The organism is Streptomyces sp. NPDC111656 (assembly GCF_055656965.1).
The window spans coordinates 223077-237649 of record NZ_JBVKCA010000015.1; the positions used below are offsets into that span (position 1 = coordinate 223077).

Sequence of the window (14573 nt, forward strand, 5' to 3'; positions counted from 1 at the left end):
CGCCAGAACCAGGTGAACATGTGGGATCGCCGGTGGACACGCGGGGTGCCTAGTGGACCGGGAAGGTGTCCCCGCGTTCGGCTTCCGGGCGCGGGCCGAAGATGCGGCGCTCGTGCTCCTCGATGCGTACGTCGTTGATGCTGGCCTCGCGCCGGGTCATCAGCCCGTGCTCGTCGAACTCCCACAGCTCGTTGCCGTACGACCGCCACCACTGCCCGTCGGCGTCGTGCGACTCGTACTGGAAGCGGACGGCGATGCGGTTGCCGTCGAAGGCCCACAAGTCCTTGCGCAGGGCGTACTCGTCTTCGTGCGCCCACTTGGCGGTGAGGAGTTCGACGATCTCGGCGCGGCCGGTGACGAAGGTGTCGCGGTTGCGCCAGACCGAGTCCTCGGAGTAGGCGAGGGCGACCTTGTGGGGATCACGGGTGTTCCAGGCGTCCTCGGCGGCCTGGACCTTCTGGACCGCGGTCTCACGGGTGAAGGGCGGGAGGGGCGGGCGGTCGTTCATGAGGGAGGTGTCCTTTCAGGTTCACGCGGGTCTGCTCGACACATATGGAGAACGTGCGTTCTCCCTCTCGACTGCTAACGTAGAGAACGTTGGTTCTCGCGTCAAGGAGCAGCCCCGCATGGACAGCACAACCGCCCGCGAACAGGCCCTCGCCACCGCCCGGGAACAGGCGTTGGACGCCGCGGAGGAGCTCTTCTACGCCCGTGGCATCCAGACCGTCGGCATGGACGACATCCGCGGCGCCTCGGGGGTCTCCCTCAAGCGGCTCTACCAGCTGTTCCCGGCGAAGGAGCTCCTGGTCGAGGCGTATCTCAAGCGGCGCGACGTGCGCTGGCGGCAGCGGCTGGCCGAGCACGTGGACGGGTACGAGGAGCCCGGGCGGCGGATCCTGGCGGTGTTCGAATGGCTGGGGCGGTGGTTCGCCGAGCCCGACTTCCGCGGGTGCGCCTGGATCAACTCCTACGGCGAACTCGGCGCGACCTCACCACGCGTGGTCGCCCAGGTCCGCGGCCACAAGGGAGCGTTCAAGGACTACCTGGGGGGTCTCGTGACCGCCGCGGGGCTTCCCGGCGCCCTCACCGACCAGTTGTTCCTGCTGGCCGAGGGCGCCATGGTCACCGCGGGCATCACCCGAAACACGGAGCCGGCCGAACAGGCGGCCGACGCGGCACAGGCACTCGTCGAGGCCCAGCGGCGATAGGACCTGTCCGGCGGGACAGGTCGCAGGAAACGGGCGGCGCCCCATGAACGCGGGTGAGCGGGGCTTGGTGCGTCCAGCTGCAAGGCGGAGGAGGGCGTCGACGCGAAGGGGGTCCCTCGCTCGAAGAACTTGAGGGAGAGCGTGCCAAGCCCCGCGTCTGCGGCATGATCCGCCGGACAGGCCCACGCCGACGCCCGGCGGGGGCGGCCGGTGTGAGTCGGCCGTCCCCGTCGAGTGGTGCTCTGCGGTCGTCGAGTGGTCTCGGCGCTCGTCGAGTCGTTGCCAGGTCTCGTCGCGTGGGCCTCAGCTCTCGGAGACGGTGATGGCGCCCACCGGGCAGGCCCGCGCGGCCTCCCGGACCAGCGGGTCGCCGCCGCCGTCCTCGCGGCCGGGCAACAGCGCGCTGAAGCCGTCGTCGTCCTGGGTGAAGACGTCCGGCGCGGTCAGCGCGCACTGCCCCGCGCCGATGCAGACGTCCTTGTCGATGGCGATCTCGATACTCATGGCCGCCAGCCTCTTACCAGGTCACGGGGAGTTCCAGCATCCCCTGGATCGTGTCTCCCGCTTTGAAGGGGATCTCGCCCGCCGGCACGGCCAGACGCAGACCGGGCAACCGGTCGAAGAGCGACAGCAGGGCGATCTCCATCTCGGCGCGGGCGAGGTTCTGACCGAGGCACTGGTGGATGCCGAAGCCGAACGCGACGTGATGACGGGCCGAACGGTGCCAGTCCAGGGCGTCCGGCTCGGGGAAGGTGCCCGCGTCACGGTTGATGACGGAGGTCGAGAAGACCACGCCCTCGTCGGCGCGGATCGTCGCCCCGGCCACCTCGATGTCCTCGGTGGCCACCCGCAGCAGCCCGTCGGCGATGGACAGGAAGCGCAGCAGTTCCTCCACGGCGGCGGGCATCAGCGTCGGCTCGGCGCGCAGTTCGGCCAGCTGCTCGGGGTGGTGCAGCAGGGTGAACGTACCGAGCGAGATCATGTTCGCGGTCGTCTCGTGCCCGGCGACCAGCAGGATCGTCGCCAGGCTGATCAGCTCCTCGCGGTCCACCTTCCCCTCGCGCAGCTGTTCGTGGATGAGCTCGTCGAGGAGCCCGTCCCCCGGGTCCTTCCACTTGTGGTCGATCAGTGCCCCGAAGTAGGCCTCCAGTTGGTCGCGCGCGTCCTGGGTGTCCGCGGCGGACGGGCCGCGCAGCAGCCTGCGGGACTGCTCCTCGAAGAAGTCGTGGTCGGCGTACGGGACGCCGAGCAGCGCGCAGATCACCATCGAGGGCACCGGCAGCGCGAAGGCGCTGACCAGTTCGGTGGGCGGGCCCTGCCGCTCCACGGCGTCCAGCAGCCGGTCGACGGTTTCCTGGATGCGCGGGCGCAGGGCCGCGGTCCGTTTCAGGGTGAAGCTCGGCACGAGCATGCGGCGCTGGGTGTGGTGGGCGGGATCGTCGAGCCCGAGCAGCGCGACCCGCCGGTTGCGGGACCGGGCGAACCGCTCCGTGGGCATCGGGAACGCCGGGCGGGTGCGGTCGGAGGAGAGCCGGGGATCGGTGAGCAGTTCACGGGCGGTGCCGTGCCCGGTGACGACCCACACGTTGCGCCCGTCGAACAGGGAGACGCGCGACAGGGGGTGCGCCTCGCGCAGGGCGTCGTAGGCGGTGGGCGGGTGGTAGGGACACGTACGGTCCTGGGGGAAGGCAACGGGTTCTGTCATGAGTGACCTCGCAAGCGATGGTTCCCTCTTGCCGATCTTCATTAGATGCCCCAGGCACCTATAGGAGCCACGCAAAGTTCAGCCAGATGCCCCGGACGGACCATCTGGCCGGTCACCGTCGCCGGTCGGGGCGGTCGCCGGGCTCCCACGGGCCTCGGTCGCCGCCCGGGTGCCGTACGTACGGCGCGTGTGTGGCTCGATCCAACCGCTACCTCCACGGTACACACCCGTCTTCGGTGGCTCGGTGACGTCCTCGCGTAATTCGCTTGCGCGGGCGGCTCGAGGACCCCAGGATCTGCCCATGCCCACGATCGAAGCCCTCCTGCCGCCGACCTCCGCCGCCGCTCGTCCGGTGCGGGTCCAGCAGCAGCCCGGCCGTCCGCGGAGGCCCTCGCTTCCCCGGTCGTGACCGCCGCGCTCGTCGCGGGGCTTCTCGCGGGCTATGGCATCGCCATCCCCGTCGGAGCGGTCGCGACCTATCTCGTCTCCCTCACCGCGCGTACGTCCCTGAGAACCGGCGGGTGCGCCGCGCTGGGCGTCGCGACCGCCGACGGGCTGTACGCCCTGGTCGCCACCCTCGGGGGCGCCGCGCTCGCCGCCGCGCTGCGACCGGCGCTCGTGCCGTTGCGCTGGGCCTCCGGTCTGGTGCTGCTCGCCATGGCCGTACGGGGCGCGGTCGGCGCGGTGCGCCAGTACCGCGAACAGCGGCTCGCGGCCCGGTCCATGCGGGACCCGGTGCGCCCGGCGCGGGCGTACCTGACCCTGCTCGGGATCACCCTGCTCAATCCCACCACCGTGATCTACTTCGCCGCCCTGGTCCTCGGCAGCCGGACGGCCGAGGCGGTGCGCCCCGTGGAGCAGGGGGTGTTCGTGCTCGCCGCGTTCGTCGCGTCCGCGAGCTGGCAACTCCTGCTCGCCGGCGGCGGCGCGCTGCTCGGCCGGGCGCTGACGGGACACCGGGGGCGGTTGGTCACGGCGCTCGCGTCCAGTGCCGTGATCGTGGTGCTGGCGGTACGGATGCTCGTCGCACCGTGAGGAGTCGCCATGAGGAGTGGAGCTCGCGCAGCTGCGGGCCGGGTGCGGATGATTCGCGTCCGTGCTGGTGTTGAATCATGCCGAGACAGGATCAGCACGAGCGACGATGGGACGGAAGTCATGCCTCTTGAGGGTGAGTACGAACCCAGCCCGACGCAGTGGGTGCGTGACCAGGTGGAGTTGTACGAGGGCTCCGGCGGCACCAAGGGGACCACGCTGCTGGACACGGGACTGCCGGTCATCATTCTCACGACCCGGGGTGCCAAGAGCGGCAAGATCCGCAAGACCCCGCTGATGCGGGTCGAGAACGACGGACGTTACGCGGTGGTCGCCTCGCAGGGCGGCGCCCCCAAGCACCCGGTCTGGTACTTCAACGTGCAGTCCGATCCGCACGTGGAGCTCCAGGACGGCGCCGGGCGCCAGGACATGACGGCGCGTGAGGTCACGGGTGAGGAGAAGGCCCAGTGGTGGGAGCGCGCGGTCGCCGCGTACCCCCCGTACGCCGACTACCAGAAGAAGACGGACCGCGAGATCCCCGTCTTCGTGCTGGAGCCGACGGACTGACCGACCCTCACAGAGGATCCACCTGACCGGCCCGGACAAGGATTCCGTCCGACCGACCCGGACAGGGATTCCGTCCGACCGACCCGGACTGAGATTTCGTGGACGTCGGTGCGCATGATCCGTCGCGCGCCGGGGCACCCGTGCCTCAGGCCCCGCCGCGCTCCCCCGTCGCGGCGGGGCTTTCCGCTGCCACGTTCCCGCGCGCCGCGGCTCGTGCCGCACCCGCGTCGGTGACGTCCAGGAAGATCTGGTCGGCCTCCGGGACGGTGTGGGCGACGGAGCGTTTGATGCGGACGGCGACCTCCTCGATCTCCTCGCTGTCCAGGCCCGGCGCGAGGTCGATCCGGGCGGCGACCAGGGTCGAGTCGAGGCCGAGCTGCATGGTGAGCAGCGCCTCCACGCTGTCGATCTCGGGCTGCGCCTCCAGCAGGGCCCGGATCCGACGGCTCGCCTCCTCGTCGGCGGCCCGCCCGATGAGCTGTTCGCGCGCGTCCCGGCCGAGCCAGTAGGCGACGCACACGAGGAGCGCCCCGATGGCGAGGGAGGCGCAGGCCTCCCACACGACCTGGCCGGTGACCATGTGCAGCACCATGCCGGTGATCGCGAACATGACACCGATCACGGCGGTGCCGTCCTCGGCGACCACCGTACGCAGGGCGGGGTCGCGCATCCCGTCCGCGCCGCCGCCCTGCCGGCGCACCTGGTGCAGCGCCCTGAGCAGGGAAGCTCCCTCGGCGAGCAGGGCGACTCCCAGGACCGCCAGTCCGGCCACATAGCCGTGGAAGGACTCCTCGGCGCCGTTCCTCAGCGCTTCGACGCCCTGGAAGAAGGAGAAGCAGCCGCCCATCACGAAGATGCCGACGGCCGCGAGCAGCGACCAGAAGAACCGTTCCTTGCCGTAGCCGAAGGGGTGTCGGTGGTCGGCGGGGCGGCGGCTGCGGCGCAGCGCGGCGAGGAGGAACACCTCGTTCATGCTGTCGGCGACGGAGTGCGCCGCCTCGGAGAGGAGCGCGGGTGAGCCCGCGAGGAGGCCGCCCACCGCCTTGGCCACGGCGATCAACAGGTTGGCGCCCAGGGCGACCAGCACGGTGAGGCGTGTCCTGCGATCCGACTTGTTCGGTTTCCGGTTCACCTCGGCCGGTTTCCCCGGGGTGCCCGCCTCACACTTCGGCGTACCCCCACGCCCTCTACCCCGCGCCCGGATTCGGTGACACCGTCGGCCTCGACCAAGAAGGAGGACCAGGTGTCCAAGAAGGTGTCCAAGAAGCCGAGGAAACTCAAACTCCCCCTCGCCTACAAGCCCCTCGGCTTCGCGCTGGGCTGGGCGAGCGGCGCGCTGGCGGGGATCGCCTTCCGCGCGACCTGGAAGGCGATCCGGCACGAGGAGGACGCGCCCGACGCCCTGGACAAGGACCGCGGCTGGGGCGAGGTGCTGTTCGCCGCGGCCCTTCAGGGCGCCTTGTTCGCGGTGGCGCGCAGCGCCGCGGACCGTACGGGTGCCAAGGCCGTCGAACGCTCGACGGGTGTCTGGCCGTCCTCGGACAAGGGCGGGCGGGACTGAGGACCGGCGACCCGCGCGAGAGGGGCCTGGCGCGGGTCGGGCGGTCAGCCCTGTTTGGGTGTGGTCGACGGCAGGAGGCGCAGGGTGAAGGAGTGTCCTGACGGGTCGGCGTAACCGCGTTCCTCGAACGGGCCGGAGGGGTCCTTGGTCTCGATCGGGCGCCCGCCGAGGCCGACGATCCGGCGTTCCGCCTCGTCCAGGTCGGCCACCTGGAAGTCCAGGTGCACCTGGAGGGAGTTCTCGGGGCGCGGCCAGCTGGGCGGCGTCGCCATCACGTCGCGGCGGAACGCCATCCGGATGCCGTCGACGCCCCTGATCTCCACACGGTTCGCGGTCGCGTCCGTCTCCTCGGCCTCGATCAGCTCGCTGTAGAAGGCGGCGAGCTTCTCGGGCTCGGCGCAGTCCAGCACCACGACGCCTGCGGTGACCAGTGCCATGTGTCCTCCGTACGGGTTTTGGGCGCGGGCGGCGGCCGCCCGCTGTGTTCCCGGTTACCGCGTAGGACGAATTCAGTCCGCCACGAGCCACTCCCCGTCGCGCATGAGGTCACGCCCGGTGAGTTCGTCTGCTTCGCGCCAGGCCTGCACGCGCCGCGGGGTGACACGGAAGTAGAGGTACGCCGTGGTGAGTCCGCGCGGGTCGAAGCCGGTCTTCTCGGCGAAGGCGCCGCCGACTCCGTCCGGCAGCGCGGCGGGTTCCAGCGCCTCGGCGGTTCCCTCGACGAGCACCACGTCGCGGGTCGGGCCGATGCCCAGACGCACCTTGCCGGTCGTGCGCAGGTTGCGGCCGGTCGGACTGGCGGCGGGGGTGGCGAGCAGCAGGGTCGTGCCGTCCCAGAGGAAGGACAGCGGGATCAGGTACGGCGTTTGCCCGGCGCCGTCGGCCGTGGACACCCAGCAGTCGACGTCGTTCTCCAGCCGGCAAAGGGTGTCGTGCTTGCGTTGCTTCGGGGAGCGAGCGGGCGGGTTCATGGGCGGGCGGACTCCTGATTTCCTGTTCGGGCGTGGGAAGGATCGGCGTGACCGGCGTGCTCGGTGACCTCTTCGAGGCAGGCCGCCGCGGCGGTCAGCAGCATGTCCAGCGCCACCGGATAGGCGCTGCGGCGCATGTCCACCAGCAGATGGCGGGCGGTCGCCGCGATGTGCGGGTGGGTGTCGGCGGGCAGCCGGGCGTACGTCGCCCGCCACACGCCCGCCTCCGCGTCGCGCGCGGCGCGCGGAAGCGCCAGGCTCGCCGCGTCGAGGGCGGCGAAGGCCAGGGACTGGTCGACGAAGGCGTGGTAGATCCGCACCGCGTCCGGGTCCGGGAAACCGGCTCGGCGCAGCACGCCGAGGATGGTTTCGACGGCCTCGATCTCGTGGACCCGGCCGGTGACGCGGTAGGAGCTGAGCACCGCGGCCTGCGGATGCGACAGCGCCCCTGCGTGCATCCGCAGGCCGAGATCCCGCAGGTCGGCGCGCCAGTCCCCGGCGGGGCGCCAGGTGCGCAGGGTGCGGCCGATGAGTTCGTCGGCGATGGCGAGGAGCAGGTCGTCGGTGTCGCGGAAGTACCGGTACAGGGCGGTCGGGTCGGCTCCGAGGGCGAGGCCGAGGCGGCGGACGGTGAGGGCGTCGGCGCCGTGTTCCTTGAGCAGCCGCAGCGCGGTCGCGACGATCAGCTCCTCGGAGAGCACGACTCCGGTCTTGGTGGGGCGCCTGCGCCGCCGGGCAGCGGGCGGGACGACCCGGTCGCTCATGGACGTCATGGACTCTCCCTCCGGTGCGGGCACCTTATGTCAACGGCGTTGACCTGTTAAGGCCTCGGGCAGTTTCATTTCCGGTCATCGGGCCGGAATCAGGCCCCCTGGGTGCGATCGGAGCAGGCCATGACGCAGCAGCCCTACGGTGAGGACCCCCCTTCCCTGCGCAAGTCGCTCGGCGTCGTGGACGGCGTCGCCATCGCCGCCTCCAGCACGGCGGCAACCACCAGCATCGGCATCGGGCTGGGCGTGACGGCCGGCGTGGTCGGGCTGCATCTGCCCGCCATCATGCTGCTGGCCTTCCTGCCGATCCTCGGGATCGCGGGCGCCTACAGCCGGCTGAACCGGGTCGAGCCGAACGCGGGCAACGGCTATGTGTGGGTGGGCCGTTCGCTCACCCCCTGGCTCGGCTTCCTCGTCGGCTGGGTGAACATCGTGGCCACGGTGGCGTTCCTCGCGTACACCACGGCCGTGACCGGCTCGGCGATGCTCCAACTGGCCGGTGAGGCCGGGCTGCACACGGTGGCGGGGCTGGTGCTGGACCCGGGTTCCACCGCCCAGACGACCGCGGTGGGCATCGTGGTCCTCGTCGCCGTCACCCTCACCGCGGTCACCGGGGTCAGGACCGCGGCCCGGCTGCAGAGCGGGCTGCTCGTCTTCGAGTACGTCGTGCTGCTGGGCTTCTGCGGCTACGGCATCGTCACCGGTCCGCACCCGTTCCGGCTGAGCTGGTTCGACCCGTTCGCGATTCCCTCGGCGTCGGCGCTGGCGCAGGGGCTGCTGCTGTCGGTGTTCTGCTACTGGGGCTTCGAGGCGGCGTTCACCGTGAACGAGGAGGTGCGCGACCCGCGCGACGCCTCACGGGCCGGGCTCATCACGCTGGTCACCATGCTGGGGCTGTTCCTCCTCGGCTCGATCGCCTTCCAACGTGTGTTGTCCGAGCAGGAGTTGGCCGGGCACGGCGCGCAGGGGCTGGCGTTCTTCGGTGACCGGCTCGCCTCCCAGCCGCTGGCCGCGTTGCCGCTGGTGGCCCTGATGTTCTCGGCCGTCGCCTCGCTGCAGGCCGGGGTGATCCCGACGGCTCGCGGGATGTTCGCGATGAGCCGGGACCGTACGCTCGGACCGGTGTGGTCCAAGGTCAGCGCGCGGTACGGGACTCCGGCGACCGGAACGCTGCTGATCGGCGCGCTGGCGACGGTGGTCGCCGCCCTCGCCCTGGTGATTCCCCGTCTCGCCGACATGATCATGGCGACGGTGAACGCGGTCGGGATCGTCGTAGCGCTGTCCTACGCGCTTACCGCCCTCGCGGCCGCCGCCCGCTTCCGGGGCCTGCTGCGGGAGGACTGGCGGCAGGGGATACGGGCGGTGGTCCTGCCCGCCTTGAGCGCGGCGGCCCTGCTCGCGCTCGGCGGCTATCTCGCCTGGTCCTTCTACACCTCCACCGACCACTTCGAAGTCAGCGCGGACAACGGCTGGTTCCTGCTGCTCACCCCCGCCCTGATGATCGCCTCCGGTTTCCTGGCCGCGGCGTGGGCGAAGTGGGTCCGTAAGTCCCCCTACTTCCGTACGGGACACGGCACCGACGCCGACGCGCCCCAACTGCTGGTCACATCCAACTGAATCCGACCAAGGAAAGAAGCACATGCACGCCGATCTCCTCTTCACCGGCGGCCCGGTCCTCACCCCCGAGGACCACGAGGACCACGAGGGTCCCGGGGGTCCCAGGGGCCCCGAAGGCCGCGCCGCGACAGCCGTCGCCGTCACCGGCGACCGCATCACCGCCGTCGGAAACTCCGAGCTCCACGACCTGGTCGGCCCGAAGACGGAGGTGGTCGACCTGGCGGGCCGGCTGCTCCTGCCGGGCTTCCAGGACGCCCACGTCCACCCGGTCCCGGCGGGGCTGGAGCTCAGTCAGTGCGACCTCACGGGGGCGAAGACCGCCGAGGAGACCCTCGCCGCTGTACGGGCCTACGCCGACGCGCACCCGGAACGGGAGTGGATCACGGGTGGCGGCTGGTCCATGGAGGCCTTCGAGGGCGGTACGCCGACCAAGGAGCTGCTGGACGCGGTCGTACCGGACCGGCCGGTGTACCTGCCGAACCGGGATCACCACGGCGCCTGGGTCAACAGCCGCGCCCTTGAGCTCGCGGGCGTCACCCGGGACACGCCCGACCCGGCCGACGGGCGCTTCGAGCGGGACGCCTCGGGCGAGCCGAACGGGATGCTCCAGGAAGGGGCCATGCACTACGTCGGCCGGCACACCCCCCGGGCCACTGCCGCGGACCGGCTCGCCGCGCTGTTGCGTGCCCAGCGGGAGCTGCACGCGCTCGGCATCACCGCCTGGCAGGACGCGCTGGTCGGCGCGTTCGTGGGGATGGAGGACCCGTCGGACGCCTATCTGACGGCCGCCCGCGACGGTTCGCTGACCGCACGTGTCGTCGGCGCGCTGTGGTGGGACCGGGAGCGTGGGGCCGAGCAGATACCCGAACTCGTCGAACGGCGGGCCGCGTTGAGTCACGGCCGGTTCCGCGCCGGCAGCGTCAAGCTGATGCTGGACGGGGTCGCCGAGAACGGCACGGCCGCGCTGCTCGACCCCTATCTGGACCGGTGCGGCTGCGCCACCGCGAATCGGGGGAAGAGCTTCATCGATCCGGCTCGGCTTCCGTCGTATGTCACCGAGTTGGACGCGCTCGGCTTCCAGTGTCACTTCCACGCGCTGGGCGACCGGGCCGTACGCGACGCCCTGGACGCCGTGGAGGCGGCGCGCAGGGCCAACGGGCGAAGCGACACGCGTCCGCACCTCGCTCATCTCCAGGTGGTGCACCCCGACGACGTACCCCGCTTCGCGCGTCTCGGTGCCACGGCCAACATCCAGCCTCTGTGGGCGGCGCACGAACCGCAGATGGACGAGCTGACCCTGCCCTTCCTCGGTCCCGAACGGGCCTCCTGGCAGTACCCGTTCGGGGCGCTGCTGCGGTCCGGGGCGAGGCTCGCCGCGGGCAGCGACTGGCCGGTCAGCAGCGCCGACCCGCTTCAGGGCGTCCACGTCGCGGTCAACCGGGTGGCCCCGGACGGGACGGGAACGGTGTTCCTGCCGGCCGAGCGCATCGACCTGACGGCCGCTCTCATGGCGTACACGGCGGGCTCGGCGTACGCCAACCACCTCGACGACACCGGGAGCGTACGGGCCGGGGCGCTGGCCGATCTCGTGGTGCTGGACCGCGACCCGTACGCCGGTCCGCCGGAGGAGATCGCGTCCGCGAAGGTCGCCCTGACCTATGTGGGGGGTGAGCGCGTCCACACGGCGTCGGGAGCCTGACTTCTCTTGCGGCAGTACGGGTGCGGTCCGACCCCCGGGCGGCACGCCGTACGCGTGGGGCTCACCAGGGATCGAACCCGCCGTCGAGGAAGCGGGCCCGGCAGGCCGCACGGGCCACCTTGCCGCTGCTGGTGCGGGGTACGGAACCGGGCGGGACGAGCAGCAGTGCGGCGAGCCGCAGTCCGTGGCGGGCGGAGACCGCGGCGCGTACATCGCGTTCCCTCGCGCGGGTCTCTTCCTCGGTGGGGTCGATCTCGCGGCGGTGCTCGGCGACCACGACGAGTTCCTCGCCGGTGTCGTCGGCGCGGGTCACGCCGAAGGCGGCAAGCCGGTCCCGGCGCACGAGGTCCACGGCGCTCTGGACGGTCTCCTCGATGTCCTGGGGGTAGTGGTTGCGTCCGTCCACGATGATCACGTCCTTGAGGCGGCCGGTGACCAGCAGTCGTCCGTCGAGCAGAGCGCCGTAGTCGCCCGTGCGCAGCCACCCCCCGGGGTCGAGCAGGGTCCGGTCGGCGCGCTTCCAGTAGCCGCGCCCGATGTTGGGCCCGCGCAACTCGATCTCGCCGACCCGCCCCTGGGGCAGCGCGGCGCCCTCGGCGTCGACGATCCGCACCTCTTGGCCGACGGGCGCGCCGCAGGACACGAGCACGGCCGCCGCGCCCGCCCGGTCCTGTGCGCTCTCGATCCGCCCCTCGGCGAGCGCGCCCGCGTCGCACGCCACCGTCGTGGGCTCCGCCGTGGGCGCGTCCGCCGTCACGAACACGGTGGCCTCGGCGAGTCCGTACGCGGGACAGTGCGCCGCCGGGTCGAGGCCGGCGGGTGCGAAGGCGGCACGGAAGCGGTCGATGGTGCCCGGGCGCACCGGCTCGCTGCCGTTGATCAGGGCGCGTACGCGGTCGAGGCGCAGCTCGTCGGCCACGGCGGGGTCGGTGCGGGCCACGCAGTAGTCGTACGCGAAGTTGGGGGCGGCGCTGATGGTGCCGTCGTACGCGCTCAGCAGGCGCAGCCAGCGCGCGGGGTTCTCCAGGAAGGCCGCCGGGTCCATCAGGACGGAGGGGAAGCCGCCGAGGACGGGCGCGGCCACGCTGAGGACGAGGCCCATGTCGTGGAAGAGGGGCAGCCAGCCGACGGCCGTGGTGGCGCCGGGATCGTCGAGGTCGCCCGCGAAGGCGTCGATGGCCTGTCGGGCGTTGGCGACGACGTTGGCGTGGCTGATCATCACGCCCGCGGGGTCCCGGGTGGAGCCCGAGGTGTACTGGAGATAGGCGATGTCGTCGGGGACCGGCGCGGACTCGACCTCGTCGAAGGCGAAGCGCTGGAGGGGGAGCCGGTCGACGGGGACGACCGGTACGGCGGGCAGCGCGTGGTCCAGGACGAAGGCGTCGACCGCGGTGACGGTGGCCGAGTCGGTGAGCAGGCAGCCGGGTTCGCAGTCGGTGAGGACGGCCGCCAGTCCGCCCGCGTGACCGGGGAGCCGGGGGCTGAAGAGCGGTACGGCGATCACGCGTGCGTAGAGGCAGCCGAGGAAGGCCGCCACGTAGTCGAGTCCTTGGGGCATGACAAGGGCGGCCCGGTCGCCGGGCGCGGCGAGGGTCACCAGCCGGTCGGCGACGGCGCGGGCGCGGGCGTCCAGGGCCCGCCAGCCGAGGGTGCGGTGCTGTCCCGGGGACGCCGTGTCGGGGAAGTCGACGTGGCTGAAGGCGCGTTGCTGCGGGCGGTGGCGGGCCCAGTGCCGCAGGTGGTCCGTCAGTGGTGCGTCGGCGGGCGGCCGGGCGGGGGTCATGGGGTGGCTCCAACTCGTGGGGGTGGTGGGGCTGTTGACCGGCGGGGTGGGCCAGCAAGGGGGACGGGCCCAGCGTCCGTCGAGGGGTGCCGGTCGGGTTAGTCGACGTGTTGACAGTTCGTCACCCGGCTTCTGTCAGTCGGCTGACAAAGACCGGGCCTCGATTCGGCGCCCGGGGCCGAACCACGGGGGCTCCGGGCCGTCGGCCGTCCGTGCCGTCGGGTCCCCGTTGTCACCCAGTGACAATCCACACACCCGCGTCTGTCCGCCGTTGACGGGGCGCGGCTCCTTACTTGCCGGTATCGTCTCCGAGCCCCCGACCGCGCCCGCAGAAGGGAGCCGCAGCGATGACCGGATTCCACACCTCGAAGAGCGAGCACGCGGGCCGTGGAGCGGTCGAGGCGACCGACTCCGCGGCGGACGCGACGGACGCGGTGGCCGCCCAGGAGACGGGCGACGAGCCCAACGGCCCCTTCAAGGCGATCCCTTCGGGGCTGCACCACCATCTCCGGCCGTTCTTCACGGACATCAGGGAAGAGGTCGTACGGGCGATCAAGACCGAGATCCCGGAGTACGCGCGCCCGACGGACGACACGTACATGCAGGTCGTGCAGCGAGGTGTCGAGCACGCCCTGCAGGGGTTCCTGGAGCGGATGGCGCAGCCGGACACCGACTGGGAGCCGGTGAAGGAGACCTACCGGCGCATCGGGCGGGGCGAGGCGGATGAGGGGCGCAGTCTCGACTCGTTCCAGTCCGCGCTGCGGCTCGGCGCGCGGGTGACGTGGCGTCGGATCAACGCGCTGGTCGACGCCGAACTGCTGCCGCGCAATGTGCTGGCCGCGTTCGGCGAGGCGCTGTTCCTTCATCTGGACGAGATGGCGGCCGCGACGACCTCGGGCTACACGGAGGCACGGCTGCACCGGGCGGGCGAGTTGCAGCAGCGGCGGGCCCGGCTCCTCGATCTGCTCACCGCCGATCCGCCGGCGTCGGCCGAGGCGATCAGCGAGCTCGCGCACACCGCGGGGTGGCCGGTACCGAGGGCGCTGGCGGTGGTCGCGATCGACCGTGGGCCGCGGCCCGCGGCGGCGGCCCGGCCCATCGTGCCGCCGGAGTTCCTCGCCCGGTTCGATGTCCAGCCGGCCGTCCTCGTCGTCCCCGATCCGGAGGGGCCGGGGCGGGCGCGGGCGGTCTCCGGGGCGCTGCACGGGTTACGTACGGCGATGGGGCCCACCGTGGCGCTGCACGAGGGCGCCCGGTCGCTGCGCTGGGCGACCGAGGCGCTGGAGCTGGTGCGGCGGGGCATCCTGCCCGACACGGAGATGCTGCGCTGCCAGGAGCACCTGGCCACGCTCCTGCTCTTCCGGGACGAGGCGTTGGTGGACGCGATGGCCGAACGCCGGCTGAGCCCGCTGGAGCGGATGCGCTCGCCGCAGCGGGAGCGGCTCGCCGAGACGCTGCTGACCTGGCTGCAGAGCGGCCACAACGCGAGTGAGGTGGCGGCGCGGCTCGCCGTGCACCCGCAGACGGTGCGCTATCGGATGCGGCAGCTCGACGAGTTGTTCGGCGAGCGGCTCCACGATCCGACGGCCCAGTTCGAGATGCAGCTCGCGCTGCGGGCGCTGACGCTGCGGCGGGCCGCCGAGGCCCGGTGACGTGACGG

Annotated in this window: 15 protein-coding genes; 7 read left to right on the forward strand and 8 right to left on the reverse strand. The window is 72.0% G+C overall.

Annotated elements, in window-relative coordinates; genetic code table 11:
• Window positions 1–49 precede the first annotated feature (49 nt).
• Window positions 50–508: a nuclear transport factor 2 family protein gene (locus ACZ7M3_RS36180; RefSeq protein WP_472069028.1), complete on the reverse strand. Its 459-nt coding sequence runs from the start codon at window positions 506–508 to the stop codon at window positions 50–52.
• Window positions 509–626: 118 nt separating this feature from the next.
• On the opposite strand from ACZ7M3_RS36180, the gene ACZ7M3_RS36185 reads away from it, so the two are divergent.
• Entirely contained in the window at window positions 627–1208 is a 582-nt protein-coding gene (locus ACZ7M3_RS36185; protein ID WP_472069030.1) for a TetR/AcrR family transcriptional regulator, read from the forward strand.
• Between the two features lie 303 nt (window positions 1209–1511).
• Here the strand turns inward: ACZ7M3_RS36185 and ACZ7M3_RS36190 are convergent, their stop codons facing one another.
• Together ACZ7M3_RS36190 and ACZ7M3_RS36195 are read right to left on the reverse strand one after the other, a co-directional pair.
• Window positions 1512–1706, reverse strand: coding sequence for a ferredoxin (locus ACZ7M3_RS36190; RefSeq protein WP_266590917.1), 195 nt, complete (start codon window positions 1704–1706; stop codon window positions 1512–1514).
• 19 nt (window positions 1707–1725) lie between these two features.
• On the reverse strand, window positions 1726–2913 hold the full coding sequence (locus ACZ7M3_RS36195; protein WP_472069032.1) for a cytochrome P450: 1188 nt from the start codon (window positions 2911–2913) through the stop codon (window positions 1726–1728).
• Between the two features lie 405 nt (window positions 2914–3318).
• Between ACZ7M3_RS36195 and ACZ7M3_RS36200 the strand changes: the two genes are divergently transcribed.
• On the forward strand, window positions 3319–3948 hold the full coding sequence (locus tag ACZ7M3_RS36200; protein ID WP_472069034.1) for a LysE family transporter: 630 nt from the start codon (window positions 3319–3321) through the stop codon (window positions 3946–3948).
• A 120-nt stretch (window positions 3949–4068) separates the two neighbouring features.
• Complete coding sequence (locus ACZ7M3_RS36205) at window positions 4069–4512, forward strand: nitroreductase family deazaflavin-dependent oxidoreductase (protein WP_393021889.1); 444 nt, start codon at window positions 4069–4071, stop codon at window positions 4510–4512.
• A gap of 145 nt (window positions 4513–4657) precedes the next feature.
• Here the strand turns inward: ACZ7M3_RS36205 and ACZ7M3_RS36210 are convergent, their stop codons facing one another.
• The gene (locus ACZ7M3_RS36210; RefSeq protein ID WP_472069036.1) at window positions 4658–5644 is read right to left on the reverse strand and encodes a cation diffusion facilitator family transporter; all 987 of its coding nucleotides are present in this window, start codon (window positions 5642–5644) and stop codon (window positions 4658–4660) included.
• 111 nt (window positions 5645–5755) lie between these two features.
• On the opposite strand from ACZ7M3_RS36210, the gene ACZ7M3_RS36215 reads away from it, so the two are divergent.
• Complete coding sequence (locus ACZ7M3_RS36215; RefSeq protein ID WP_095857548.1) at window positions 5756–6073, forward strand: DUF4235 domain-containing protein; 318 nt, start codon at window positions 5756–5758, stop codon at window positions 6071–6073.
• Window positions 6074–6117: 44 nt separating this feature from the next.
• Here the strand turns inward: ACZ7M3_RS36215 and ACZ7M3_RS36220 are convergent, their stop codons facing one another.
• The 3 genes from ACZ7M3_RS36220 to ACZ7M3_RS36230 all read right to left on the reverse strand — a co-directional run bounded on the left by ACZ7M3_RS36220 (window position 6118) and on the right by ACZ7M3_RS36230 (window position 7808).
• On the reverse strand, window positions 6118–6510 hold the full coding sequence (locus ACZ7M3_RS36220; RefSeq protein ID WP_054234255.1) for a VOC family protein: 393 nt from the start codon (window positions 6508–6510) through the stop codon (window positions 6118–6120).
• 72 nt (window positions 6511–6582) lie between these two features.
• A complete protein-coding gene (locus ACZ7M3_RS36225) occupies window positions 6583–7044 on the reverse strand; it encodes a pyridoxamine 5'-phosphate oxidase family protein (RefSeq protein ID WP_472069038.1) in 462 nt (153 codons plus the stop codon).
• Window positions 7041–7808, reverse strand: coding sequence for a TetR/AcrR family transcriptional regulator (locus tag ACZ7M3_RS36230; protein WP_472069147.1), 768 nt, complete (start codon window positions 7806–7808; stop codon window positions 7041–7043). The genes ACZ7M3_RS36225 and ACZ7M3_RS36230 overlap by 4 nt, the downstream gene beginning before the upstream one ends.
• A 129-nt stretch (window positions 7809–7937) precedes the next feature.
• Between ACZ7M3_RS36230 and ACZ7M3_RS36235 the strand changes: the two genes are divergently transcribed.
• Window positions 7938–9431 carry an APC family permease gene (locus ACZ7M3_RS36235; RefSeq protein WP_472069040.1) on the forward strand — a complete coding sequence of 498 codons (1494 nt, stop codon included), beginning with the start codon at window positions 7938–7940 and terminating at the stop codon, window positions 9429–9431.
• A gap of 22 nt (window positions 9432–9453) precedes the next feature.
• Window positions 9454–11130: an amidohydrolase gene (locus ACZ7M3_RS36240; protein ID WP_472069042.1), complete on the forward strand. Its 1677-nt coding sequence runs from the start codon at window positions 9454–9456 to the stop codon at window positions 11128–11130.
• Between the two features lie 61 nt (window positions 11131–11191).
• On the opposite strand, the gene ACZ7M3_RS36245 is transcribed toward ACZ7M3_RS36240, so the two are convergent.
• Window positions 11192–12913 (reverse strand): fatty acyl-AMP ligase, encoded by a 1722-nt coding sequence (locus ACZ7M3_RS36245; protein WP_472069044.1) that lies wholly within the window; start codon window positions 12911–12913, stop codon window positions 11192–11194.
• A gap of 347 nt (window positions 12914–13260) precedes the next feature.
• On the opposite strand from ACZ7M3_RS36245, the gene ACZ7M3_RS36250 reads away from it, so the two are divergent.
• On the forward strand, window positions 13261–14565 hold the full coding sequence (locus ACZ7M3_RS36250) for a PucR family transcriptional regulator (protein WP_472069046.1): 1305 nt from the start codon (window positions 13261–13263) through the stop codon (window positions 14563–14565).
• The last annotated feature ends 8 nt before the right edge of the window (window positions 14566–14573 follow it).